The organism is Microbacterium sp. NPDC056003, from assembly GCF_042274785.1.
Lineage (GTDB): Bacteria > Actinomycetota > Actinomycetes > Actinomycetales > Microbacteriaceae > Microbacterium.
This window is the reverse complement of sequence record NZ_JBHJXQ010000002.1, coordinates 585,132-608,028: the sequence shown is the minus strand read 5'-3', so window position 1 is coordinate 608,028 and position 22,897 is coordinate 585,132. Positions and strand designations below refer to the sequence as shown.

General features: G+C 67.7%; 26 protein-coding genes and 1 tRNA gene. 6 read left to right on the top strand and 21 right to left on the bottom strand.

What is annotated here, in order from left to right; all coding sequences use genetic code 11:
• From ACFC1W_RS12275 to ACFC1W_RS12265, 3 genes are all read right to left on the bottom strand, one after another.
• Positions 1-372 carry an RNA-binding S4 domain-containing protein gene (locus ACFC1W_RS12275; RefSeq protein ID WP_375992814.1) on the bottom strand — a complete coding sequence of 124 codons (372 nt, stop codon included), beginning with the start codon at positions 370-372 and terminating at the stop codon, positions 1-3.
• Positions 369-1,064, bottom strand: coding sequence for a lysoplasmalogenase (locus ACFC1W_RS12270; protein WP_375992811.1), 696 nt, complete (start codon positions 1,062-1,064; stop codon positions 369-371). Before ACFC1W_RS12270 ends, ACFC1W_RS12275 begins: the two co-directional genes overlap by 4 nt.
• A 77-nt stretch (positions 1,065-1,141) precedes the next feature.
• The gene (locus ACFC1W_RS12265) at positions 1,142-1,726 is read right to left on the bottom strand and encodes a GNAT family N-acetyltransferase (RefSeq protein ID WP_375992808.1); all 585 of its coding nucleotides are present in this window, start codon (positions 1,724-1,726) and stop codon (positions 1,142-1,144) included.
• 135 nt (positions 1,727-1,861) lie between these two features.
• Here ACFC1W_RS12265 and ACFC1W_RS12260 point away from each other — a divergent pair.
• From ACFC1W_RS12260 to ACFC1W_RS12240, 5 genes are all read left to right on the top strand, one after another.
• Positions 1,862-1,935 (top strand) — tRNA-Pro (locus ACFC1W_RS12260).
• Positions 1,936-2,117: 182 nt separating this feature from the next.
• Positions 2,118-2,357, top strand: coding sequence for an AlpA family transcriptional regulator (locus tag ACFC1W_RS12255; RefSeq protein ID WP_167626542.1), 240 nt, complete (start codon positions 2,118-2,120; stop codon positions 2,355-2,357).
• 4 nt (positions 2,358-2,361) lie between these two features.
• Positions 2,362-3,543 (top strand): site-specific integrase, encoded by a 1,182-nt coding sequence (locus ACFC1W_RS12250; protein ID WP_060960683.1) that lies wholly within the window; start codon positions 2,362-2,364, stop codon positions 3,541-3,543.
• A gap of 82 nt (positions 3,544-3,625) precedes the next feature.
• Positions 3,626-3,856 (top strand): hypothetical protein, encoded by a 231-nt coding sequence (locus ACFC1W_RS12245; protein WP_375992805.1) that lies wholly within the window; start codon positions 3,626-3,628, stop codon positions 3,854-3,856.
• Positions 3,849-4,814, top strand: a complete 966-nt coding sequence (locus ACFC1W_RS12240; RefSeq protein WP_375992803.1) for a hypothetical protein — start codon at positions 3,849-3,851, stop codon at positions 4,812-4,814. Before ACFC1W_RS12245 ends, ACFC1W_RS12240 begins: the two co-directional genes overlap by 8 nt.
• 9 nt (positions 4,815-4,823) lie before the next feature.
• Here the strand turns inward: ACFC1W_RS12240 and ACFC1W_RS12235 are convergent, their stop codons facing one another.
• The 18 genes from ACFC1W_RS12235 to ACFC1W_RS12150 form a co-directional block, all read right to left on the bottom strand.
• The gene (locus ACFC1W_RS12235; protein WP_375992801.1) at positions 4,824-6,077 is read right to left on the bottom strand and encodes a helix-turn-helix domain-containing protein; all 1,254 of its coding nucleotides are present in this window, start codon (positions 6,075-6,077) and stop codon (positions 4,824-4,826) included.
• A gap of 147 nt (positions 6,078-6,224) precedes the next feature.
• Complete coding sequence (locus ACFC1W_RS12230) at positions 6,225-6,794, bottom strand: hypothetical protein (RefSeq protein ID WP_174524690.1); 570 nt, start codon at positions 6,792-6,794, stop codon at positions 6,225-6,227.
• Positions 6,795-6,802: 8 nt separating this feature from the next.
• A complete protein-coding gene (locus ACFC1W_RS12225) occupies positions 6,803-7,231 on the bottom strand; it encodes a single-stranded DNA-binding protein (RefSeq protein WP_060960679.1) in 429 nt (142 codons plus the stop codon).
• 53 nt (positions 7,232-7,284) lie between these two features.
• Positions 7,285-9,057 carry a type IV secretory system conjugative DNA transfer family protein gene (locus ACFC1W_RS12220; RefSeq protein WP_375992798.1) on the bottom strand — a complete coding sequence of 591 codons (1,773 nt, stop codon included), beginning with the start codon at positions 9,055-9,057 and terminating at the stop codon, positions 7,285-7,287.
• Positions 9,054-9,572 (bottom strand): hypothetical protein, encoded by a 519-nt coding sequence (locus tag ACFC1W_RS12215; RefSeq protein ID WP_375992795.1) that lies wholly within the window; start codon positions 9,570-9,572, stop codon positions 9,054-9,056. The genes ACFC1W_RS12220 and ACFC1W_RS12215 overlap by 4 nt, the downstream gene beginning before the upstream one ends.
• Positions 9,573-9,640: 68 nt before the next feature.
• A complete protein-coding gene (locus ACFC1W_RS12210) occupies positions 9,641-11,134 on the bottom strand; it encodes an ATP-binding protein (protein ID WP_060960676.1) in 1,494 nt (497 codons plus the stop codon).
• Positions 11,131-11,610 (bottom strand): hypothetical protein, encoded by a 480-nt coding sequence (locus ACFC1W_RS12205; protein WP_060960675.1) that lies wholly within the window; start codon positions 11,608-11,610, stop codon positions 11,131-11,133. Before ACFC1W_RS12205 ends, ACFC1W_RS12210 begins: the two co-directional genes overlap by 4 nt.
• A gap of 53 nt (positions 11,611-11,663) precedes the next feature.
• Positions 11,664-13,127 (bottom strand): SCO6880 family protein, encoded by a 1,464-nt coding sequence (locus tag ACFC1W_RS12200; protein ID WP_375992792.1) that lies wholly within the window; start codon positions 13,125-13,127, stop codon positions 11,664-11,666.
• Positions 13,124-14,515, bottom strand: coding sequence for a conjugal transfer protein TrbL (locus ACFC1W_RS12195; RefSeq protein WP_082808095.1), 1,392 nt, complete (start codon positions 14,513-14,515; stop codon positions 13,124-13,126). Before ACFC1W_RS12195 ends, ACFC1W_RS12200 begins: the two co-directional genes overlap by 4 nt.
• 33 nt (positions 14,516-14,548) lie before the next feature.
• Positions 14,549-14,818, bottom strand: a complete 270-nt coding sequence (locus ACFC1W_RS12190; protein WP_060960673.1) for a DUF6112 family protein — start codon at positions 14,816-14,818, stop codon at positions 14,549-14,551.
• 96 nt (positions 14,819-14,914) lie between these two features.
• Positions 14,915-15,181 (bottom strand): DUF6112 family protein, encoded by a 267-nt coding sequence (locus ACFC1W_RS12185; RefSeq protein WP_375992788.1) that lies wholly within the window; start codon positions 15,179-15,181, stop codon positions 14,915-14,917.
• A gap of 10 nt (positions 15,182-15,191) precedes the next feature.
• Positions 15,192-16,352, bottom strand: a complete 1,161-nt coding sequence (locus ACFC1W_RS12180) for a M23 family metallopeptidase (protein WP_375992786.1) — start codon at positions 16,350-16,352, stop codon at positions 15,192-15,194.
• Positions 16,353-16,364: 12 nt separating this feature from the next.
• On the bottom strand, positions 16,365-17,045 hold the full coding sequence (locus ACFC1W_RS12175; protein WP_375992784.1) for a hypothetical protein: 681 nt from the start codon (positions 17,043-17,045) through the stop codon (positions 16,365-16,367).
• The gene (locus tag ACFC1W_RS12170) at positions 17,042-18,049 is read right to left on the bottom strand and encodes a ParB/RepB/Spo0J family partition protein (RefSeq protein WP_375992781.1); all 1,008 of its coding nucleotides are present in this window, start codon (positions 18,047-18,049) and stop codon (positions 17,042-17,044) included. Before ACFC1W_RS12170 ends, ACFC1W_RS12175 begins: the two co-directional genes overlap by 4 nt.
• Before the next feature lie 2 nt (positions 18,050-18,051).
• Entirely contained in the window at positions 18,052-19,077 is a 1,026-nt protein-coding gene (locus ACFC1W_RS12165; RefSeq protein WP_375992779.1) for a hypothetical protein, read from the bottom strand.
• 291 nt (positions 19,078-19,368) lie between these two features.
• Positions 19,369-20,025, bottom strand: a complete 657-nt coding sequence (locus ACFC1W_RS12160; protein ID WP_375992776.1) for a DUF2637 domain-containing protein — start codon at positions 20,023-20,025, stop codon at positions 19,369-19,371.
• On the bottom strand, positions 20,022-20,912 hold the full coding sequence (locus ACFC1W_RS12155; protein WP_375992773.1) for a bifunctional DNA primase/polymerase: 891 nt from the start codon (positions 20,910-20,912) through the stop codon (positions 20,022-20,024). The genes ACFC1W_RS12160 and ACFC1W_RS12155 overlap by 4 nt, the downstream gene beginning before the upstream one ends.
• A complete protein-coding gene (locus tag ACFC1W_RS12150; RefSeq protein WP_375992770.1) occupies positions 20,912-22,000 on the bottom strand; it encodes an ArdC-like ssDNA-binding domain-containing protein in 1,089 nt (362 codons plus the stop codon). The genes ACFC1W_RS12155 and ACFC1W_RS12150 overlap by 1 nt, the downstream gene beginning before the upstream one ends.
• Positions 22,001-22,230: 230 nt before the next feature.
• Here ACFC1W_RS12150 and ACFC1W_RS12145 point away from each other — a divergent pair, with 230 nt between their 5' ends.
• Positions 22,231-22,866 carry a helix-turn-helix transcriptional regulator gene (locus ACFC1W_RS12145; RefSeq protein ID WP_082734260.1) on the top strand — a complete coding sequence of 212 codons (636 nt, stop codon included), beginning with the start codon at positions 22,231-22,233 and terminating at the stop codon, positions 22,864-22,866.
• The last annotated feature ends 31 nt before the right edge of the window (positions 22,867-22,897 follow it).

The following is a 22,897-nucleotide window of genomic DNA, read 5'->3' as shown; positions in this document are numbered from 1 at the left end:
TCAGTCGCGGCCGCGGAGGCGGTCGATGTCGCGGCGCTCGCGCTTGGTCGGGCGACCCGCGCCCCGGTCGCGCACCGGCACGAACGCGGTCATCTCGCGAGGCGGGGGAGGAGGCGTGCGATCCTCGACCGCTTCGGCGGCGAGAACGGCGCCGACGCGTTTGGTGATGGTCTGGCGCACGACCAGGATGCGATCGAAGCCGCTGATTCGCACACGCAGCTCGTCGCCGGGCCGCACGGGCTGAGCGGCCTTGGCCTTCTCGCCGTTGACCCGCACATGCCCCGCCCGGCATGCGGCGGTCGCGGCAGACCTCGTCTTGTAGACCCGCACAGCCCACAGCCACGCGTCGACGCGAGCCGAGGCATCCGTCATACGTGCTCTTTCTCGACGACCGCCGGGGCGGCGCCTTCCTTGGGTATGCGCAGGCGGCGCGCCGAAACGACCACGCCGGCCGCGATCAGACCCTGGCCGAGGCAGTAGGTGGCCATCACCAGCGGGCTCGACCAGTCGGGCAGGACCTCGGGCATGAAGAGGCGGAACGCGAGCACGGAGTCTGAGGCCAGGAAGAACAGTCCGCCCCAGGCGATGAGCGGGTGGCAGCGCGCCGCGCCGACCGCCGTCGCCCCGAGGACGAGACCGTAGACCGCGACCGGCCCGAGCAGGGCGCCGAGGCTCGGCCACAGCACGGCGAGGAGCGCGACGTACCAGACCGCATAGCCGAGCGTCCAGAGCGGGACGCGCCGCACCGGGAGCACATGCCAGAACAGCCAGATGTAGCAGAGGTGGGCGAGGCCGAAGAAGAGCAGCATCATCGGGACGGTCGGCAGCCAGTCGAAGAGGGGTCCGGCGCCGTCGCCCAGCCACGACAGCGCGATGGCGATCACGAGAAGGGTGTGTGCGTGCGTCCACGCCCGGTCCGCGCCCCAGACGACCGCGAGGGCCAGGAACGGCATCAGCATCAGCTTCGTCGGGTCGGCCGCGTCATGTGCGCCGGCGGCGAGGGTGGCCACGTGCACGAGCGACATTGCCACGTAGGGGATGAAACCGATCAGCAGCCGCGACATGGTCCTCCTCGTCGAACGTGGCGACGACCATCGTCCCACGTATGAGCAGCCGTCAGGTCGAGACCCGGGTGGGCAGGTCAGGCGCTCAGATCGAGCGCCATGATCGGCCGATCGGGTGATGGCCGAGCGACCTCGCGGAATCCGGCCGACAGGAACGTCGACACCACGCCGTGGTACAGGTCGTTGGACGATTTCTTGCGGCCCAGAGCGGGGTCGACCGGGTACGCCTCGATGACCCGGGCGCCGCCGTCGCGCGCGAACGCGAGTGCGGCGTCGAGCAGCCGGGCGTTGAGTCCGGCCCCCCGGTGCTCCTTGCGCACGACGAAGCACGTGACCGCCCACACCGTTTCGTCGTCCCAGGGCTCTTCGGAGGCGGCGAACCGCTTCGTGCGTGAGAGTCGGACCTGTGCGGTGCGTGGTCCGACCCGCACCCACCCTGCGGCCTCGCCGTCGACGTAGGCGATGAGCGCCGGTGGCGGCCCGGACTCGATCTCGTCGCGCAGCAGTTCTCGGCGCTCGTCGGTGGACAGGGCGTTGAACTGCGCGTTGGTGATCGTCCACCACTGGCACTGGCAGTGACGCCCGTCGCCTCCGCCGGTGAGGGCCTGCTGGGCATCGTCGAAGCGTGCGGGCGTGGCGGGCTCGATCGTGATCTGTGCCATGCCGCGACGCTACTCCTCGACACGGACACCGGCTGGAGGGATGCACGAGACGACGCGCCCGGACCGGTGGCCGGTTCGCGGCCGGTCCGCGGAGCGGGTAGCATAGGGGAGTTGTCCGCGCTCCGGCTCGGGCATCGGGATGTGGCGCAGCTTGGTAGCGCACTTGACTGGGGGTCAAGGGGTCGCAGGTTCAAATCCTGTCATCCCGACCGGAGAGTCCCGGGAACCTAAGGGTTCCCGGGACTTCTTAGTTGGTGAAGCATGACCCTGTCACCGAATTCCTACCTAATTGACCGTCTTCGGCGCCTCGGCAATCAGTCGGCATCGGCACGCGCGAGTTCGCGGCGGTTGTCTCCGATTGATCGTGCGACGCCCGGCGCACCTATCTGGTATGAACGCAGACGACAGCCTCTCCCTCGAGATGTGGGGCTTGGAGCAGCTTCTCGACATCAACGAGCTCGCCGCCTATCTTCGCGTTCCCGTCTCGACGATCTACGAGTGGCGGATGAAGGGTCGTGCACCGCGAGCTCACCGATACGGCAAGCATCTGACGTTCGCTGTCTCGGACGTGCGTGCTTGGGTCGACGCTCAGCGAGAGCCCGAAGCGTCGCCACTCGCCGATCGGCGGTGACCCGATGAGCCGGCAGCGGCTTGCGATCGGTACATTCGGTGAGATCGGATTTCTGCCGGCCGCCGGGGGCCGCGTGGTCGCGCGGGCTCGCTACCGCGACTGGGACGGCCGCACGAGGCAGGTCCAGGTCACTGCCGCGACGGCTGCTCTCGCCGAACGCACGCTGAAGGTGAAGTTCTCAACGAGAAGCTTCTTCCAGCCCTCTACTTCCGTGCTCACGCCCGACAGCCTGTTCTCACAACTCGTCGACTACTGGCTTGACGACGTGGATCAGGAGGGCCGGGTGTCGACGACCACACGGCAGTTGTACGAGCGCAACATGCGAACCCTCGTCATGCCGGCGATCGGCAACCTGACGCTGCGCGAGATCGGCGTCGCACGTTGCGATCAACTCCTCAAGCAGCTGAACAAGCGAAGCTACAGCCGAGCGAAGCACGCGCGCGTCGTGCTTCGCCTGGCGTTCGGCCTGGCGGTGCGACATGAGGTCCTGCCGCGCAATCCAATGGACCACGTCGCTCGACTGACTCGGCAGACAAGCACGCCCGATGCGCTGACCCCTGTCGAAGTGACTGCCATCCGCACGGCGATCGCCGTGTGGGAGGCTGGCCGCGCGATATCCGGACCAAAGCCCGACGGGCAGCTCAGCGCAATCGTCGAGGTCATGCTCGGAACGTCCGCGCGCATCGGCGAGGTGCTCGCCATTCGACGCCGCGACGTCGACATCACGAGCGCGGTGCCCTCAGTTCGCATCGCTGGCACGATCGTCAGCAACAAGGGTGAGCCCACCCAACGGCAGGACCACCCGAAGACCGCGAAGTCTCGGCGCACAGTCGCGATTCCGACGTTCACGGCCGAGGCCGTCCGTCGACGTCTGGCCCGACTCAGCGATGCGTCGCTCGACGCGCTGCTGTTCTGTACCCGAGAGGGCACGCCCCTCACGACGAACAACGTGCGACGCCAGCTTCGACGGGTCATGGAGCTCGCCGGCATCACCGGGGTCACGCCGCACGCATTCCGCCGCACGGTCGCGACGGCGATCAATGAGCGGGCCGGCGTGGAGCTTGCGGCGGAGCTACTGGGCCACACAGATCCAAAGATCACCGTCCAGCACTACATCCGGCGCAACGAGATGGTGAACCCGGCGACGGCTGAACTTCTGGAACGTGCGTTCTCGAAAGAGGCTTGATCGCCGCAGGGTGGGAGTGGTTCGCGCACCTACAGGTATGACCGATCGAGAGCATGTCGACGCCGTCCTCGAGCACGTTGCGGTGCTCGCCTTCCTCTACTACCCGGACATCGAGGTCGACGACCCCACGTACCATCTGGGCGAAGACATTGAGTGGTGCATGGCGCGACTCGGCGATGTGTCTGACGTCGAGCGGGCGCGGATGCGGGTGTTGGTCGCGCGCGCGATCATCGACCCGACGGCGACGCGCGAAGAACTGTTCACCGCCCTCGCTGAACTCAGCGGCGTACTTGCGGTGGGCCACGATGAGTGACCCGCTCGATCCAGACGAGCGCTCGGCCCGGCTGGCCGCGCAGAGGAGGGCATGGAACGACGCTCACCCGACCTACTACGCCGACTACCGGGAGCGAAACCGTGAGTACATCCGCAAGACGAACCGCGAGCGCGAGCGTCGGCGCGCGCAACGCGAGCGAGATGAGAAGGAGCGGCGGCAGAAGGGCATCGAGCGGGCAAAGGAATGGGCACGACAGCATCCGGAGGAACGTCAGCAGGCACGCGAGCGCTATAAGCAGAAGCACCCAGAGGCGTACAAGCAGGCGCAGCGCGAGTACTACTACCGAAACCGTGAAGCGATCGCCGAGCGGCGGCGGGAGCGAGAGGCCGCGGATCCCGAGAAGGCTAACGAGGCCCGTCGGCGCTCGGTCGCTCGGGCGCGCGCAGCCGGGCGCGCAACCGAGTGGTCACCCAGTCCCTCCCAGCAGGAGTCGTATCGACAGCGTGAGAACGAGGCCAGGCGTCTGCAGCGTCGTCGCGCTCGTGCCGGACTGCCAGACCGACGGCTCCACCGCGTCCTGGCAGCGGAGCGGCGCCACAACGACAGCGCCGCAGATGCGTTCTTCGCCCGCAGGCGCACCGGGGACGAGATGGCGCGGATCAGGGATCAGGACGTGCCTACTCCACCAGAGTTGGTGCACGCACTACAGCAACACTCAGAGGCGCGCCGGGTGGCCCGTGAGATTCTGGCCATCGCCGACGTGTACTTCGCAGATCACGAGCTTGAGCTGCGGGCGCGAGTCGCCGAGGTTTCGCGGGCGCGCTTTCGGGCGGGGCTGCTCCCTCTCGACGTGTATACCGAGCCGCGCCGCCGCGCCCTTGAGGTAGCGAATGCCCATTATCGCGGCGGCGTCGTTTCTTCGCTCACCTCATCGCTCCCCATGTTCCAGTGGATGACGGCGGACTTGGCCAAGCGCGACCACGACATCCAGCTCTGACGGAGCCGACTATGCAGGCTCGTCGCGAGAAGGTGGCTGGATCATGAGCACGTTCGTGATGCCGCCCTGATTGACGCAATCCTGGGCGAAGTCGTGCACGTGCCAATAGAAGTCCGTTGGCGGCTCGAGGACATTCACGGTCGTTTCGACCCGGGTGTAGCGGTGCAGTGGCACCGACACGCCCTCATAGGTGAAACCCATGTTGTCCGTCGTCAGGATCGTCAACGGTTGACCACCCGTCCACTGGATCCCGAGACGCAAGTCGTACTCGTCGTTGTCGATCGTCTCGGCTGTGGTCCGCGTGAGGGCCATGAGGTCGGCGATGGCGCACTCAATGGCGGCAGATTGCACCTGCCAGCCCTCGAAGTAGGCGTCGCTGCTCATACGATGCCCGCCGACCGCCGCGGCGATCGTCACGGAACCATCGTGGTGAATGCTCACCCAAGCTTCTTTCCAGAGAGAGCGTTCATCGCTTGCCTTGTTCATGGCGACCCAGCGGCGCAATCCGGGACGCGGGTTGTCGAGGTCGACGTTTTCCAGAGGGTGGACGCCTCCGCGCCCGGCGTAGATGAGGGCCAACCCTACGGTCTTTGTTAACACCGCTCGTGCTTCCTCGCGCGTGAGTCGGTCGCGGAAGCGAGGGATACGTGGGTGAGCCACCGCGATTAGCCATGCGCGGTTGTCGGTATCCCGTCCTGCTGCGGCCTCGTCGAACAGCGCGTCCAACGCCTCAGTGGCGTGTCGGCGTTCCTCGAAGCGAGCCCGGTACATCGCTTCTATCTGGCGTTCCTTCATCCACACGGTGTCAGAATCGTTCCGGACTGGGGCTGCGAAGTAGTCGTTCTTGAAAATCAGGTGTGGCCCGTCGATGCTCGCGGGCACTTCCACCACCACGGCGCGATTGCCTTCCACGCCGAGGCGATGGACGTTGAGTCCGAAGACAGGGGGCGAGATGGCGGTGATCGCCGCGCTCCGTATGGAACGCTCGTATGCCTCGTCGAGCTCTCCTACATCGACTCGCTCGGTAGCAGCCTTCTGCGACTCGCGCACGCCGAACACGATCACCCCGCCGCCGCTGTTCGCCATCGCCGCAACGTCCTTCGGAAAGTCCGTCTGCGGCAGGCCTTTCGCCGGCGGTAGCTCCGACTTCCAATCGAGATCGTTCGCTTCGGCGACCCCCGCCGCGATCGCACCATCGAGGATTTCGTCGGTCAGCGGGCACGGCGTGAGGCCGAGCGCCCGGTGCAGCGCGGTGAACGTCATGCTCCCAGCGTAGGGACGAGCGCCGACGCTTCTCAGACTTCGAATGCGTGAGCGACTCGCCCTCCTGCGCCGCCACCCGCCGCATCACGAGAAGCGTCGCATGCCACTTCCCGTTGATACGCCGGAATGGCGAGGAGGCCTCGGAAACTACTCTGGACGGTGGGTCTCAGCCGCGATGAATGCGTCCTCAACTGCGCGCCGACGCGCGACGTCTTCGACGACGAATCGGCGGAAGTCGGCTGCCCGGTCGTCGATCGTGATCTCTTCCACCGACGGCGTTGGATCCTCGCCTGGCCACGCCGTCTGACGTGTCGCCCGATCGCGATCGAGGCGGGAGCCGCAGGCGGCGACCCAGTCGTGCAGGCGATCGCGAGCCTCGCTGAAGTCACGGTGCCAGCCGAGAGGGGCGGAACCGTGCTGCTCTTCGTCGTAGGCGCACAGCCAGTGCAGGTGCAGGGCGGACAGCTCCCAGACGAGTTCTGCGTGGCGATGCCACAGCGGCGGGATGATCGATGGTCCGATGCCGTAGGTGCGGCGCAGCCAGTTCACCCAGCGGTCGAGCTCGACCCACTCGAATGCGGCTTGGTCGGAGGTGAGTAGATTCCAGTTCACCGGGCGGGGGACGTTCGGCAGGCCCTCGGGCTCAGCGTCGGGGCCGTCTGGCAGCGGTGGCTCGAACTCGTACCCGGGGAAGCTGAGAGGCTCGTCGACGGTCATCGGGTGTCTCAGCGGGCGAGCGGTTGGACAGCTGGCCTTGCGGGCGCAGGCGCGGCTGCCGCCACGGGCGGAAGCGTGTTGCGGCGGCGCTGCAGGGTGTAGTTCGTGCGGGCGGAGTCGTGTCCGAGGCGTTTCGCGACGAACTCCTCGGATTCGACCGTGGTGCCGTCCACTTCCCGGGTCGACGTGTGCGTGTAGCCCTCGGCGATGAAGGCATCGCCCTTGTTGAACATCGCGTAAGCCCGTTCCGCGTTTCGCCGGAACATGACGAGGTCGTGGTAGGTGGTCTCGGTCTGGGTGAACGTGCCGTCGTCGTTGCGTTCGAAGTGCTCCTGGCCGATGCGCGCCCAGAAGCGTGCTTCGCCTTTCGCGTTGAACGCGAGCTGCGGTTCCGACGCGAGGAACCCGGAGAGTGATTGCTGGGTGTGGATGGTCATCGGATGCTCCTACGAGAGGCGGCTGGTCGGCGTTTAGCGGGAAGGTGCGTCGGCTATCCCCGCTGAAGTTGTTCTTCGACTTGCGCCCGTTCGGTGCGCAGTGATGTCGCGTCGGGGCGCGCGGTCCACTCGCGCATGCGCGTGACGATCGGTGGTGCCGACCTCAGCAGCAGCAACGCCGTGCCGTATGGCAGCGTGCGGATGACGTCCGGCGGCATGATGGGCACCCGGCGTGTCGAGCGCTGGTTGGAGCGCATGCCACGTTCGCCGACGGTGATCGAGTCGGTGATCTCGTCGCGGTCACCGATCAGGGTGGCGATGTCTTGGAGATCTCGCGATCCCGACGCTCCGCCGAGCACGACCTTGGCGATACTGGCATCCCAGATCGCGGTAGCGGCGTTGTCACCCCACCGTTGCCGTGCCTGGGCGAGGGACTGGAGCACGGGCATCGTGGTGATGCCGGTGCCTCCACCTTCCGCCATTAGCACGGGGAGTGAGGGCAGGGGCGCGAGGTTGCCGACCTCGTCGAGCGCGAGCAGCAGTGGGGGGTCGAGGCGCGCGCCCGGTGATCGTGCGGCGACTCGGCGGGCTGTTTCGACGAGGTCTTCGACGAGCGCGGCAACGAGGGACGAGGAGGCCCCGGCGCCAGCTCCCGTTGCGAGGAGGTACAGGGTCCCGTTGTGGCGGAGGAAGCTCTCCGGATCGAACTGTTCGTCTTCGCTCGGGCTGACGGCGTCGAGGACGCGTGGGTCGGCCAGCGCACCCAACGCCAACGACACGCCTTGCCAGATCGAGTCTCGGGTGCGTGGGTCTGCGTCGATCATCGCCGCGAGCGACTCGGCCCATCCCGTCGCGGCTGCCGGGTGGGAGGTCAGGACAGCGACGGCATCCTTCGCCGCGGCCGGGTCGAGCGTCCAGCGGAACAGTTCTGCGGGTGAGCGCCCGTCGAGCGCCGCGGCATGCAGGAGCGCCTGCAGGGCGGTGCGAGTCTTGCCTTCCCAGAACCCGCCGTTCTCCACACCGGCGCCCGACAGGCCTGTACCGGCGGCAAGGCCGGAAGCGCGGATCATCGCGGTGAGGGGGAGTTCGCAGCCGCGCACTGGCGACCACCGTAGGCCTGCTGGTACGCCCGGCGCGAGGTGTTGCGGGTCGAACACCGCGACCGGGCCGCGTCTCATCCGTGCGCGAATGGTGGTCGTGAGGTTGTCGGGCCTGGTGGAGGTCGTGACGACCGCGCCGGGTGAGTCGAGGATCGAGTTAATCACGATGTGGGCGCCCTTGCCCGAGCGGGGCGGGCCGATCACGAGGATGGAGTCCTCCACCGATGTCCACACCTTCGTTCCCCGCGCGGTGCCGACGAGGTAGCCGACGTCTTCGGGCCGTGGCGTTGCGACAGATGCCCGGAGGTGCGCGGCCCTCGACAGGAGAGAGTGATCGGAGGCAGCGCGGCGAATCTCGGCCGCGGAGGCGATGCCGGCGATGTGGTTGGGGTCGGGCCCGGTGTGCCGCACGTGATTTCGGATGCCGCGCCACGCCCACCATCCCACGGCGGAGATCAGCGTCACGAGAACCGCCACGACGGCCCAGTAGGCCGCGGCATTGAGTCCGGGGGAGCCGAGCGCAACTCCCGGATCAGCGGCGGAGCCGAAGACACCCAGCCCGGCGGCAAGGCCCCCGGTCGGCTGCGCGGCACCTGAGAGGAACGCGGCGATGTTGCCCGCGACACGCAACACGCCGGCGACGGCGACGACCCCGACGAGGGCGAGGAGCGCGAGGTTTGTCAGGCCGTCGCGGCCAGAGACATTGACACCGCCACTGCCGGTCATGTGATGCTTCCGAACACGCACGTGCCGGAGATGCGCCCGGCCAGGACGACCTCGCCAGTGGCGCTCGCCCGGCAGAGGTCCGGTTCCAGCAGTGCGCGTGCGGATCCGTCTGCGGATGCCTTGACGTGCCGCACGATGATCGCGACGGCAACCTCTTCGCCGGCGAGGAAGCCCTCATCGCCCTGCACGACGCGAGGCGGCGCGATCAACGGCGCCGCCTCGATGAGCGGTTCGGGAGCGCAGACGAGCTCGCCCGTTGCTCTTCGCGCATCGCCCCGAGAACGCGGCGGTGCGCTCGACGTGATCGAGCCCCGCAGCGGCCGGGTGATGAGGTCGGTGAAGACCGCGCCATCCGTCTCGTAGATGACGACGCGCACCGGCGACCCGTGCGCCCGCAGCACCGTGTCGATGATCTCCGCGAAGGACGCGCGGTTCCAGGATGGTCCGAAGCGCGGCGGTTCGAACGGTGTCCCGTCGACGGCGACGGTCATCGTGCCGTCCGGCGCGATCGTCATCGTGATGACCGGAAGAGCCGCGGGGGCGCGGATGACGTCCGATCGATCTCGTACTGCGTGTGCTGTGCTCATCTCACGCCCTCCGTCATGCGGCTCGTTGTGTCGAACGCGGCGAGCTCTGCGGGATGCATCTGGTGCTGCACCACGAAGCTGCGGTCCTTTATCCGCCAGAGACCCTGACCGGTAGCCAGGCCCGGCAGCAGGCCCTGCTCGGTGCTCGTCAGGCCGAGCGCGGTCGCTGTCGCCCCGAGCTGATCCGCTTCCTGCCGATAGATGATTCGGGTCTCCGCGTTGGCGAGAAGCGATGAGGCGATGGCGCGCATCGCGGAGCCCTGGTCGCCGACGTTGTCGAGATCGGAGAGCTTGTGGAACACGAGGAGGTTCGCGATCCCGTAATGGCGGGCGAGGCGCCATTGCGCATCCATACGGCGCAGCAGCGCGGGATGTGACATGAGTCGCCAGGCTTCGTCGTAGACAACCCACCGCTGCCCGCCGTGCGGGTCGAGGAGAGCGGATTCCATCCACGCGGAGGAGCAGGTCATGAGCACCGAGACGAGCGTCGCGTTCTCTGCGACGCGCGAGAGGTCGAGCGAGATCATCGGAAGGCTGGGATCGAAAGTGACTGTGCTGGGCCCGTCGAACAGCCCGGCCAGGTCGCCAGCAACAAGCCGACGCAGCGCGTGCCCGACGACCCGGCCGTCCTCGACGAGCCGATGGTCGGCGCGTTGGGAGGCGTCAGGAGAGAGGATGCGTTCGACGACCATCGGCAGGATCGGTGTGTCGCACGAGCGGACGGTCTCGGCGAGAGCGAGGTCGATCGCCGTGTGCTCGAGTGGGCTGAGTGGTCGATCGAGCACTGTTTCGGTGAGCGCGCCGATGAGGTCGCGGCGACGCGCGGCGACTTGCCCGGCCCAGCTCTCGTCGGACAGGCCAGCTGGGCGATGCCCTTCATCGAGAGGGTTGAGCCGGGTCGCCATGCCGTGCCCGAGCACGATCGCCTGTCCGCCGACGGCTTCCGCCACGGCGGTGTGTTCGCCTTTCGGGTCCCCCGGCACGTAGACCCGGCGACCGAAGGGGATAGAGCGCGTGTACAGGCTCTTCACGAGCGACGACTTGCCTGAGCCGACGATCCCGGCCAGCACGATGTTCGGCGCGGTGATGATCCCGAGTGAGTAGAGCACCCACGGGTCGTAGACGAACGAGGCACCCGAGTAGAGGTCTTGGCCGACGAAGACGCCCCGCGACCCGAGGCCACCTTCGGCCAGGAACGGGTAGGCGCCCGCCAACGTGGCGCTGGTGTCTTGATGGCGTGGCAGACGTAGGTGCCCAGGAGTTCGAAGCGCTGCGGGCCGCGCCTCGCCGGATTCGGGAAGGTAAGTGGTTGCGCGCTGCTCCGCGCGTAATGCGTCCGCTTCGGCACGGCCCTCGGCGGTTGTGGCGGCGCGTGCGGTGGCGTTGAGGCGTCGGGATGCCTTGCGCCGGGCGTGACGCTCCTTTCGGCGTTCGCCCGCGGGATCCACGAGCACGGTCGTGTGGACGCGTTCGCCTTCGTGCGCGTTCATAGCGTCATCCCGTCGCGACGGTGCGGTCTCGGAACGGAGTGGTGGGTACCGAACAGGCCGGTGGGCTGGAACGAGTCGGCGGCGTTGACGCGCGGCACGAGTGACTCCGAGACCGGCTCGGGGGTCGAGAGGGAGTCCCACGCGATGCGGCCGGAGTGCTGCGATGCCCGGTCGAGGGCAAGGCCGGCTCTCGCGACCAGAGTGGATGCGCGGCGTAGCGCGAGGGCGGCGGCGTGGGCTTCCTCGACCCCTGCCCAGTGGTCGCCGTCGTCGGTGCGGGCGATCGCGTCGGCGTTGGTGTGCGCCAAAGCGAGCTGATCGAGCACCTGTTCGAGCGATCTGAGTCCGCCCAGCAGGTCGCCGACCACCTCGTACGTCTGTGCCGGGTTGTCGAAGGTGCGTGTGGCGTGGGCGAGGGCGCGCAGGGCCGTGCACGCTTCTGCGCCGTCGCTGACGGGGTCTTGGAATGAAGGCATTGCGTCCCCTTGCGAGAGAGTCGTCAGTCAGGTACTTCGTGCGTCCCCGCGCGTCACACGGATCGGCAGAGAGGCAGGGCGGCGGCGGCGAACGCTTGCGCCTGCTGCCCGACGAGCCGTCGCGTCTCGCAGGCGGCTTGCACGGCCGCTTGCTCGATGGCCGCGACCGCCGCATCGAGTTCGTCGACGGTCGGCGCCGACACGGCGATGAGCCCGGTGAATCGCAGCACGCCGTGTCCGGCCGTCAGATCGGACTCCTGCTGCAGCACGTCGTTGTACTCGGCGGTGCGCGCGGCATCCTCAATCTGGCCGATCTTCGCGCGCTGCGCGGCGTCCGAGAGCAGGCCCACCTTCTTCTTGCGGATGTCCCGGGCGGCAAGATCGGCACGGACCGGTGTGCACGTCAAGGTGAATGTGCGTTGGATGCCTGAGGTGAGCAGCAGCGGAGACAGGAAGCCGGGGTAGACCTGCGACCGCGGCCACTCCGAGATCCACAGCACCGCGTGATGGGCCGAGTCGCTGTGCAGCCGGTCCCAGGTTTCGGAGACCGCGAGGGGACCGGCGGTCGCGAGGGACCGGCCGATGTCACCGTGTCGCTCGAGCGCGGGAGCGGCTGCGGGATCGTATGCGGAACGCAGCACGACTGCGACCTCACCGGGTGTGAGCCAACCGGTGGGTGTCAGGTCTGCCGCGCGAAGGGCCGCGGCAAACGTCGTCATCTCCTGGCGGAGCACGCTCGCCGCACCCTTCATGCCGCCCCCGGCGGCGCGGATCTGCCGTGCGGCGGCCCTCATGTCGAGCGCGAGGGACACTGTCGTCGCGTGCCGTTCACCTGCCGGCCCGGCACGTTCGATGAGTTCCCTGTAAGTCACCGAGGGCCAGGATTCATCGTCGATGCCGTGCAGTGTCCACCATTCCGCCAGCCCGCTGCCAGAGCTGGGAACGGTCCGCTCCGAAACCTGGACGCGCGCGATGCGCCCCGAGCGGCACACCGTGGCGAGCACACGGCCCCAACCCGTCACGCGACGTTCCTGTTCGCCGCTGTCGAGCAGTACGAACGCCGGATGCGTGATGCCGGCGATCACCGTCAGCGTCTGAGCGTGAGGGTCTTGAATCATGGCAGCGCCCGTCTCAGGGTCGACCCACTCGCGTAGCGCCGCGGCGTCACCCGGGAGCGCGAGGGTGCCGGCAGGACGCGGCTTGACCAGGTCCGCACGGAAGTGCAGTTGCCCGCCGATGCTCCGCCACATCCATCGGACTGAGATCGGCACCCATTCGATGAGCTTGCGGCCGCCGACGGCGACAAAGGCGAGCACGACGCTGGTCACCCATATCGGGGCTGTGATGACGAAGAGGTTGCCGCCGCCCGTGCAGACGGCGCTGGTGAAGGCCACCAGTCCGATGGCGAGCGTCACGAGCTGCGCCAGCGAAAGCCCGAGCATCACGCCTCGCTTGGGGAGCCGCGAGAACTGAATCGGATGCAACTGGTTCGCCCGAGGGGCGTTGTTCGCTGTCATGCCGTCGTCCTTTCGAGCGGGGCGGGAGTCGATCGCGGAGGGGGTGTCGCGGTGCGGGGCGGCGCCGGTGTGCGCAGCTGTGCGGACGGTTGCTCAGCGACTCGCGTGCCCGACGGCAAGGGCGATGCCTGGACCGGGGCGGCGCCTTCGGCCTGGCCCATCGCTGATGCTCCGGCGGCATTGCCGAGCTTGGGGCCTGCGGCGGCTGCTTTGCCGACCACCTGGGCGCCGACGACGACCGCGGCGGCGGGGCCGGCCGCCGCCGCGGCGCCTGAGGCACCGGCGCCCGTAGCGGCACCGGATGATCCCGCACCGGTGGCCGCCCCCGACGCCCCCGCGCCGGCTCCGGACCCGGCGGCGGTGCCCCCGGCGCCGGATGCGGCGGTCGTGGACGCTCCTCCCGACTGGCCACCGCCGTCGAGGATCGACTTGGCCGACTGCGCCGTCCCGGGTGTCACCGGCACGGGCACGGGGCGGTTGAGTGCACCCTTTGCCTCTTGCTCGGTCGACATCGCGTGGTACATGTCGACGCCGACGAAGGAGATGAACTTGTAGGTCATATACGGGGCGAAGGCTGCGACGAGCATGAGCACGACGCCGGCGACCGGGTCGCTGATGGAGGCGAGGTCCAGATCGATCGGTGCGGCGGCCTGGTTGATCGCGACGAGGAACAGCACAACGAGGACGAGCTTCGAGAAGACGAGGGCGACGACGAACGCGACCCATTTGCCGAACCAACCGCGGGCAGCATCCCACGAGAATCCGGCGAGGGCGATCGGGGCGAACACGATCGCCACCAGCAGCAGAGCTTTGCGGATGAGGAGCGAGAACCACACGATCGCGGTCGCGGCGATCGCGAGCCCACCGAGGAATATGGTCATGATCGCGCCGACGCCGGGGCTTGCGATGTTGATTGCGACGAGCCCGGTCGCCATCAGAGCGATCCGGTCACCCATCCCTTCCATCGTGTTCCCCGTTGCTTGGACGATCCCGATCGCCAGCTGATCCGTGATTTCGAGCAGGGTCGCGGTGAGGGCGATCGCGACGAACGATCCGAGCACGGACTTGCCGAGGCCCACGGCAGCTCGTGACAGCGCGGTCGGGTCGCGGTGCGCGAGCCCGGTGATCAGTTGCAGGCAGAAGAACACCAGCATGACGAACAGGGCGACGCCAAAGAGCAGGTTGTAGACCTGCACGTACTGGGCTCCGGTGACGTCGACGAGGGTGGTCGTATCGAACACCGTCCAGACGGCTTGAAAGAACCACGCGGCCGTCGACGCGAGTGTGTGTGCGAGCCAGTCGAAGGGCGCGGCGACGAGAGAGGTGACCCCTGCTCCTACGGCTTGACATACCTCGGCGATTGCCGGGATGTCGCACACGCCATCCACGCGGGTCGTCCTTCCCGATCGGTCGCGCCCTGCTCAGACGGACTGGCCGACGCCCCAGAAGAAGTTCACGAGCGTGACCGACGCGCCGCAGATGATGGCCGCGCCGCACGCCACGAGAACGCCGAGCTTGCCGCGAGATGCGAGGTGCGGGTTCGAGGAGTTCGCTCCGTACCCCCACGCAACGGCGGCGATGATAAGGGCGAGGACCGCGAGGATGAGCCCGACGGTCATCACTGCGCCGACGATCACGCGGAGTTGCTCGATGCCGGGAAGTCCCGACGCGTTGGGGTCGATGTCGATCATGACGGTGCTCCTTGTCTGCGCAGAAAAGAACCTGCGTACAAGGTGCGTGCGGCATCCCCGCGGTCGAGCGATCCCGCTTTCACGCGCGTGCTCGGCTCAGAGTTGCTGGCCGACCCCGAGGAGGAAGTTCATCCACCCGACACCCGCGCCGGCGAGCACTGCCGCGCCGATGGCAACGAACAGCCCCGCGCGGGCTCGCTGGGACGACTGGTAGTTGCCGCTCGCCGACGCTATCGCCCAGGTGACGGCACAGACGAGGATCGCGAGCACCGCGAACACGAGAACATACATGAGGAGCGCGCCGACGATGGCGCGGAGCTCACCCGCACCGCCCACTGCTCCCAAGTCAGGGAAGATGTCCATTCCGATCACCTCACGCGCACGCCGCAAGGCCAGAAGTGGCGGCATCCAGGCCTTCGGCGCCGTGCTGGGCGAGCCACGTGTTGGAGTCGATCGATGACTTGAATGAGCCGCCCGGGCGGATCTCGAAGTGCAGGTGCGACCCCGTGGATTTGCCGGATGATCCGACGTCGCCGATGTGCTGGCCAGCAGTGACACGTTCGCCGACTGACACGTGGATGCCGGTTGCCCACATGTGGGCGTATGCCGACGCGACCCGTTCGCCGCCGACCGTGTGTTCGATGAGGATCAGGTTTCCGTACCCGCCGTTCGGGCCCGCCCACGTGACCACCCCGTCCGCGATGGCCAAGATCGATGTGCCGTCGGCTGCCGCGTAGTCGGTGCCCGCGTGGAACGCCTGCAGGCCGGTCACCGGGTCGGTGCGCCTACCGAAACCACTTGCCCGCACCCACGTGCCACTTGGCAAGGGGAATACGACTCGGGTGGTCTCCGGCACCGAATCGAGCGATGTGCTTCCCGTGTTCGACGATGCGGGCGGTCGGGTCAGCGCCGAGATGATGGCCTCGGCGACGGGCTGGTACTGCTGGTATCGGTCAGGGAACGCCGAGCGTTCGACGGCCTGCGCCGCGGCGCCGGGATCTGCGGACTGCCAGCCCGCAATGTCGAGAAGCCCGGCGGGTGAGGGGAAGTTGGGGCCGGTCTCGCCGCCGAAGAACGCGCGCGCCTGGTACTTCGGATCCATTAGCTGGTCGACGCTGCCCCAGCCCGAGGTCGGCCGCATCTGGAACAGGCCGAGTGAGTCGTGGTCGCCCCCGACGCCGTCGTTGGGCAGCTCGAGGGATGCCGGGTGGGCGGCATTCGCCAGCATCCGCAGAGTCGACTCGGTGAGCGCGGCCATTAACCCAATGAGCACGCCCTGCCGTCCAACGCCCTCGATGCCGCTGCCGGTTGTAATGATCGTCGCGGCATGCGTGAGCTGCGTGTGGTCCAGCGTCACCGATACGCCGTCGCTGCGCACCGCGGTGAGTCTCTCCGGGACGCCTGTCACGACCAGCCCGCCAGCGGCCTGACACGTTGCCAAAGCCGCAGTCGAGAAGACGAGCGGAACCGCGATCAGGCCAGCGAGCGGCAACGCAAGCACGGCGATACCGAGAACGATCAGGAGCTTCTTCATGCTCATGCCCCGTCAAGGGAGCGGGTTGTCCACCTCAGAGAGCCGAAGCAGACGGCACACGTCGAAGCTCGGCTCGCACGCGATGAAGAGCGTGAACGTGATCGGTCGCGACGTCTCTTGCGGCTGTGTTCCCACGACGCCGGCGCGGTTTCGCGTTCCCTTGACCGTGTACGCGATCGTCCCCGGGAGCAGCTGCCCTGGTGCCGCTTGAGCTTCTGCCTCGGGCCAGGACGCCGGGACGAAGACCTCATCGATGGTGATCCACTGCCGGGTGCTGTAGGTGCGCAGGGTCGACCAGGCCGCCGCGGTCGGCAGGTAGCTGCGAACGTCGGCAGCAAGTCCCGCGGTCTCCGTACCCGAAGGATCCCCGGCATCGACGACGACCTGCGCGTGGTCGGCAGGGGTGAAGTCGGTCGCGGTGTCCCAGTCGATGAGAGCGCGAGCGGCATCGCGTGCGAAGGACTCGGCATTCGTCGTTGATCGGATGGGGGGAAGTGTGGCGCTGGGGGATGTCGGACCCGCAACGCTGGTCGAGGGGGAAGCAGGCGTCGGATCATCGGCGGTCGTCGGCGTCGTGGGTGCCGGTGCCAGCACGAGTCCGTACAGGCCGACACCGACGAGGGCGGCCAGAACAGCGAACCCGATCGAGACGAGCACGACGAGGCGCTTTCGGGGGCGAACAGTTGCGGTCATGAGGCGATCTCTTGTGTGAGCTGGGCGCGTGCCCTCCGTAGCGCCGCGAAGAACTCCACCGTCGCGGTGAGCGTCGATTCGAACTGCTCCAGCTGTTCGTCGGTCAGTCCGGTCGCCACAGCATCGACGTCGAAGTGGGTCCACCACTGATCGAGGTCCTCCCACACCCGCACGAAGGCCCGGACGGGGAAGACATGCGCGGACGCAGCACGAGCGCGGTTCGCTCGGCGACCGCGCTTGGCTTCCCTAACCCGCGCAAGTGCCGCGTTCGCCAATTGCTCGAGTTCGTCGGGAGGTTCGAAGTCGTCCGGTGCCTCGAAGTCCTCGAACTGCTGTGGCGGCTCGGGATCTATGAACTCACGGATCCGCGCGTGGGCCGCAGTGACGCTTCCACCCTGGTCGATGAGTCGCAGCTCCTCGGCGGCCCTCTCCTTGAGCACGGGGTCGGCGACCGGGTTGGCGACAAAGCGTTGCAGTTCGGCGATGCGTTCCAGCGTCGTGTACGACGCGCGGCCCGTTACCATCTGCGCGGCTTGCGTGCGGGTCTTGCCGGGCTTGAACTGCGGTGGTGCCACGGTGGCACCACCGCCCTTTCCGCCCTGCGGATCCGGACCACCGAAGCGCGTCGCGACCTGGCGGCGAGCCGCGTCGTCGGTGATGTAGGTCTTCAACTCGGTGTACAGCGCCGCGGCCTCGGTCGGCGTGAGCGGCTTGTGCAGGACGTTCTCAGCCTGCTCGGCCAGCAGTTCTGCGAGGCGATCCGAGATCCCGGCTCGCACCCACACTTTGATCGTCTTCTCGCCCAGCCGTTTCAGGGCTTCGAGCCGTCGTGCGCCGCACACCAGCACGCCTTCGGGTGTCACCGTGATCGGCTGCAGCAGCCCGTCACGGGTGATCGACTGGGCGAGCTCATCGATATCGCCGTACTCGCGGCGGTGACGCCTCCCGACGATGATCGACTCGATCGATCGCTCGAGCTCGATGTGGCCGACGCTTGTTCCCATGGTCATCGCCTCGATCGCTCGGTAGGGGCGGCGAGACTGACCGCGAGGACGAGGTCGTCGTCTGTCAGAAGAGAACGCAGCGGTTCGCCGATCAGTAGCCGGAGCAGGATGCCGCGGCCCGCTGTGGTCCGTGCGACCTCTGGTTCCGGGTTGCCGAGGACGGCGCGCAGCAGCCCGTTCCACGATGCTGACGACAGGTCGAGGAGTGTTCGTCCGTGGACGTCGCGGCGCAGGGACTCCCACGCGGTCGCGCGGGAGGGAACTTCGCTGAGCCGGGCGCAGATGTACTCCATGGCGGTGCGGGCGGGCGTGCGCGGCCAGCCGAGGAGTGCCATGAACGCAATCGCGTTCTCCACCGCCTCAGTGATGCCGACACCGTCGGATGTGGTGCCGTCAGCCGCGGAGTCTCCGGCGGGATCCACCCGAAGCGCAGGGTGGTAGTCGCTCAAGGGGTTCTCTCGGTCGCTGAATCGCTCGGGGTCGTGGAACGACGAGAACTCTGGCCTGCGCGCCTGGTACACCGAGCACAGCAGGCCGTTCGCACGTTCTTCGGCGATCAGCGTCACTTGCACCGCTCTGGTGACCACTGCCCAGGGATCTTCGGCATTGCGCACCGCGGCCGAGCGCATCGCATCGAAGGCGGCCGCGGCTGCGTCCCAGGGATCGAGCCCGTGCTTGCGGGCGAGCTTCGCGTACCGCCGGACGACGTGCCGCATGAGTGCTGCCGCTTCTGCGTCGCGGCGCCACGCGCCGTGATCTTGGTCGGCGAGGCGAGTCAGCAGGTCGCGCAGACCTTCCGAGCTTTCAAAGGCGGCTGGCGCCTCCGCCGACTCGGAAGCGACCGCTGTAAGCGGCGGGCGCTCAGTTGCGTCGACGGCCGGCTGGGAAGTCTGGGGTGACATGGCAACCTCGCTACCGACCGATTCCCGAGCGGCGGACGGCGCGATGGACCGTGCGACTGTTGCCGAATGCCTCCGCTGGCGGGAGGTGAAGAGCCCGTTCGCGGATCGCGCGGCGAGTGCTCGCAACTCCCTGAGTGGGAAGCGAGCGCATTCTGCGAGCGAGGGAGGTTTCGAGGTCGATGCCCTGACCCGCCACCCGCCCGGTGACGGCGGGAACGAGTTCCGTGGGCCGCATCCACACGACTTCGCTGCGAACTCGTTCGCTCCCGTTCAGCACGAGCGGCTGCTTCGCGAGTGACGGATCGCCGTGCCGCGCCAGCTCTGAGACTTCGTCGGAGGCCCGCTTGTTGACGAGTTCTCTCTCTGCGGTATCCACACCAAGCGGCGCGTGGGGGTGTTCGACGTGTTCGTATTCGTTCATGGCGTGGCTCCCTTCTGAACCTCAGGTGTGCGGATCGTCCCCGCGAACCATCGGCCGACTGTCGACGGGTGCACTCCGGTGGCACTCGCGATCTCCTTGTTCGACATCCCGCGCTGACGCATCACCACGGCGATGTCCTTGCGGGCACCCTGCTCCGAAACGTCCATCGGCGGGCGGAGCTGCATGATTTCCGTGGAAAGGTCTCGTGCCGCCTCACCTGTGGAGGACACGTCAAATCGGAATCGCTGAGTGAGGACAACGGTGAGGTGCGTGATCGCGAGCAGCACCAGCGGAGGGACTGCGGCGACGGATGCGGCGAGCACGGGTGGCACATCGGCATCGGCTGCGACGATCGCGTGGATCGAGTTCGCGGTGACCGACACTGCGGCACCGGCCACCAGCAGCATCCACGGATACCACGCACCCCGTTGCCCGGCGAGCGCGACGACGGCGACGGTTCCGACGACGATGATCCCGTCCACGATGAGCGGCCACGCCCAGGCTTGCGTCGGTGCGATCCCGGAGCGGCGTGCGAGATCCGCGAGAGAAGTGAAGGACAACCAGAACGCGCCGGCGGCGATGAAGACTGTGCCGATGATGGCCGTCCACACCGCAGTCCGCGCCGATCGCAGGTCCGTGGTGCCGGGGATCATAGGGCTATCTCCCCGTTGAGCGCGCGGGAACCTGTGCTTCCCGCGCGGATGCGAAAGGGCGCCACCTGCCCCACCCCCGTTCGGTACGCGGAGCGGATCGTCGCCACGATCTCGGCCTGGTGCAGCCCCGCGCGTTCGGCTGCCGGCCCGAGCGCGTGGCGCGCGTTCTGATCGGTGATCCCGTTCTCCGCGAGCCGGCAGGCGGCCCAGTACAGGGCACGGTTCCGCTCGCCCTCTCCACGAGTAGCCAGCCAGGACGCGATTCGTTCGACGTCGACCTCGCGTTCGGCCCCCGCAGGTGCCCGGATGGCTGGCGTCGGCCGCGGGTCCAGGAACTGTCGAAGTGCGGCGCCGTCGATAGGGGCGGCATCCCCACGTCCGGCACCGATCAGCTCATATGTCGACCTGTTGCCTTCGAACAGCACCTGCGACGGCGGCACGATGACGTAGGCGCCCTCGCCGCGGAAGTCGATGCCGGCACAGGCGGCCTGCCACGACGGCTGAACACGGTCGGGTTCCGCGGGGTAATAGGCATGCATCCCACCGGACGCCGTCTTGACCAGCGCCTGCCAGCGGTCGACGAGACCCTCCCGCCGCGCGAGCTCGAACGCGGCGAACCCCCGCACCCGACCGTGCACGTCTATGTCGACGACTTCGATACCGGAAGCCCGTCCGGTCGGCATGCCGATGTTCGCCTGGGGCCACCGCGCCCACCATCGGGCGACCTGGTCGCTGTCAGAGGTGGCGTCATGGAACCCGTGCTCGGTGAGCGGGCGCTTCTCTGCGGGCTTGCAGGGGAAGATCGGTACTCCGGCTGCAGAGAGCCTCTCCGCTCCCTCGCGCGGTGAGAGGCCGATCACTCCGGCGAACAGCGCGACGGTATCCATCAGAGATCCCGGATCGAGGCTGTGGGGCGGTCGGAGGCGTGCCGATCGTTCGCGAAGCGGGCACGGCCGAAATGTTCAGCCCGACCCGCGGCGGTCGGCAGGTGGGCACCGTGCTGCGTCGCTCTTGTCAGACCGGGCGGGTCGCCCGACCCGACCTGCACTGTCGGCAGTGCTTCCAGGATCGCGACCGCTGTCGCCCGCACGCGCTCACCCGTTGCTTGCACGACTTCCACAGGCGTCTTTCCATCGACGGACGTCGCCCATGTCGCCACGTAGGGGATGGTGTATCCCGCAGTGTCGAGACCGTGGGCTGCTCCGATCATCAATGCGACGGACTCCGCTTCGACCTCGCCGATCCCGCGATGGAGCACGGCATCCGGGTTGTCGGGGCCGTGCAGCATGACGTGGGCCAGTTCGTGAGCGAGCGTCTTCGTGCGCGCGGCCGGATCCATGTCGGCCCGTACGGCGACGCTCCGGGTGAGGTAATCAGTCATGCCGTTGGCTCCGCCGAGTTCGTGACCGCTCGCAACAGTGCGCAGCGAGTACCCATGACTGCGCACCAAGGACGCCAGCCCATCCCAGAGGCCTTCCGGGGCGTCTCCCGCGAGCAACTTCGGAGTCGGCCGGTGCGGGATCGGCGCGCCGCTCGTCTGCGAGGCATCCCACACGTATGTGGGCCGCACGCCAACAAGCCGTGAACGTACGACGTCGTTGGGCCTGGCAGACTCGCGGGGTGCGAGACGACGCCACGACTCCGCAACCTGCGGGGTGGGCGAGGCGAACCGCGCGAGGATCGGCGCGAAGATCATGTAGCCGGTCTGGCCGCGGTCGACCGACCTCCCGAGAGCAAGCCACTGCCGAAACCCTGCGACGTACGTCGGCGCCGGTTCCGTTACCCGCCCCTGCTCGAATGCTGTCAGGTGCTGCAGCCAGATCAGCATGGTGTTGTTGAACGAACGAGCGCGGAATCGAGCAGCGAACTCGAGAGCCCGAACCCAGTCGCCGCCCGTCACTAGCGTGGCCACGGCTTCCGCGAGTTGCGCGTGTAGCCGTTCAAGCTTCGCCTCAGTGAGGTCCTTGCGAGTCATGGTAAGGGCGCCTCCTCCGTCTCAGCCGGCTTTGGCGGCTTCGTGTGGGAGGTACGCGTCAACTCACCGTCGCGTCGGCGGCAGGCGGGGGAGTGGACATCGGGGGTATGCGTACATAGGTGCACCATACGCCTCGTGTGCTGAATTAGGTAGCAACAGGTGCGGAATGCGTATAGCGATACCCTGCTGTCGTGGGTAGAGGTTCCCAGGGTGAGGCTGGCGCATGGTCAATGGATCTCGTGCGCGCAGTGTCGACGCTTCGAGATGCCGCCGGGATGACGAACCAGGAACTGATCGACCGGGCGGGGATGTCGGCCACATACTTCTACGGGCGACTGCGGGGTGCCGCACCCTTTGATGCGAACGACATCGAGAAGCTCGCGCAGGCACTGGGGACTCACCCACACGAGATCTCGCGTGTGGCAGCATCTATCGGCGACGCTCGCGAGATCGAGCCGATCGTCGACACGGACGCCAAGGAACTGGGTCGCCGGCTAACCGCGGTATCTCGCGCGCCTCGCCTGGACGGATCCGCATTCGATATCGACGGTCTTGTCAGTGAGCTCGCCGAACGTGGAGTCGCGCTGGATCGCGAAGAGTGGTCTAGCCTGCTCGCGGGTGACTCCAGCACACCTATTCGTGTGAGGGTGCTTGAAGGCGTCGGGGCGTATGCCGGGGTTCCTACGGCGTACCTGCTCGACCTGGCTGACGCTGCCGCAGTAGAAGCAGCGGAAGCGAACTTCGAGTTCCGCGAGGCGCTGAAGGCGTCGGGCGCGGACTCGGTGTCAGCGCGCGCGGTCGGCGAGATCTCGCCCGCCGCATTGCGGGCCATTGCGCAGACCCTCAGGTCGATCTCTGCGCGTTAGCGCATTCACCTGACCTCTACTGCGCATCGGC

Coding starts and splice junctions, on each gene's coding strand:
- ACFC1W_RS12275 (WP_375992814.1), bottom strand. CDS start 372: ATGACGGATGCCTCGGCTCGCGTCGACGCGTGGCTGTGGGCTGTGCGG.
- ACFC1W_RS12270 (WP_375992811.1), bottom strand. CDS start 1,064: ATGTCGCGGCTGCTGATCGGTTTCATCCCCTACGTGGCAATGTCGCTC.
- ACFC1W_RS12265 (WP_375992808.1), bottom strand. CDS start 1,726: ATGGCACAGATCACGATCGAGCCCGCCACGCCCGCACGCTTCGACGAT.
- ACFC1W_RS12255 (WP_167626542.1), top strand. CDS start 2,118: ATGAACGCAGACGACAGCCTCTCCCTCGAGATGTGGGGCTTGGAGCAG.
- ACFC1W_RS12250 (WP_060960683.1), top strand. CDS start 2,362: ATGAGCCGGCAGCGGCTTGCGATCGGTACATTCGGTGAGATCGGATTT.
- ACFC1W_RS12240 (WP_375992803.1), top strand. CDS start 3,849: ATGAGTGACCCGCTCGATCCAGACGAGCGCTCGGCCCGGCTGGCCGCG.
- ACFC1W_RS12235 (WP_375992801.1), bottom strand. CDS start 6,077: ATGACGTTCACCGCGCTGCACCGGGCGCTCGGCCTCACGCCGTGCCCG.
- ACFC1W_RS12230 (WP_174524690.1), bottom strand. CDS start 6,794: ATGACCGTCGACGAGCCTCTCAGCTTCCCCGGGTACGAGTTCGAGCCA.
- ACFC1W_RS12225 (WP_060960679.1), bottom strand. CDS start 7,231: ATGACCATCCACACCCAGCAATCACTCTCCGGGTTCCTCGCGTCGGAA.
- ACFC1W_RS12220 (WP_375992798.1), bottom strand. CDS start 9,057: ATGACCGGCAGTGGCGGTGTCAATGTCTCTGGCCGCGACGGCCTGACA.
- ACFC1W_RS12215 (WP_375992795.1), bottom strand. CDS start 9,572: ATGACGATCGCGCCGGACGGCACGATGACCGTCGCCGTCGACGGGACA.
- ACFC1W_RS12210 (WP_060960676.1), bottom strand. CDS start 11,134: ATGAACGCGCACGAAGGCGAACGCGTCCACACGACCGTGCTCGTGGAT.
- ACFC1W_RS12205 (WP_060960675.1), bottom strand. CDS start 11,610: ATGCCTTCATTCCAAGACCCCGTCAGCGACGGCGCAGAAGCGTGCACG.
- ACFC1W_RS12200 (WP_375992792.1), bottom strand. CDS start 13,127: ATGACAGCGAACAACGCCCCTCGGGCGAACCAGTTGCATCCGATTCAG.
- ACFC1W_RS12190 (WP_060960673.1), bottom strand. CDS start 14,818: ATGATCGACATCGACCCCAACGCGTCGGGACTTCCCGGCATCGAGCAA.
- ACFC1W_RS12185 (WP_375992788.1), bottom strand. CDS start 15,181: ATGGACATCTTCCCTGACTTGGGAGCAGTGGGCGGTGCGGGTGAGCTC.
- ACFC1W_RS12180 (WP_375992786.1), bottom strand. CDS start 16,352: ATGAAGAAGCTCCTGATCGTTCTCGGTATCGCCGTGCTTGCGTTGCCG.
- ACFC1W_RS12175 (WP_375992784.1), bottom strand. CDS start 17,045: ATGACCGCAACTGTTCGCCCCCGAAAGCGCCTCGTCGTGCTCGTCTCG.
- ACFC1W_RS12170 (WP_375992781.1), bottom strand. CDS start 18,049: ATGGGAACAAGCGTCGGCCACATCGAGCTCGAGCGATCGATCGAGTCG.
- ACFC1W_RS12160 (WP_375992776.1), bottom strand. CDS start 20,025: ATGATCCCCGGCACCACGGACCTGCGATCGGCGCGGACTGCGGTGTGG.
- ACFC1W_RS12155 (WP_375992773.1), bottom strand. CDS start 20,912: ATGGATACCGTCGCGCTGTTCGCCGGAGTGATCGGCCTCTCACCGCGC.
- ACFC1W_RS12150 (WP_375992770.1), bottom strand. CDS start 22,000: ATGACTCGCAAGGACCTCACTGAGGCGAAGCTTGAACGGCTACACGCG.
- ACFC1W_RS12145 (WP_082734260.1), top strand. CDS start 22,231: ATGGATCTCGTGCGCGCAGTGTCGACGCTTCGAGATGCCGCCGGGATG.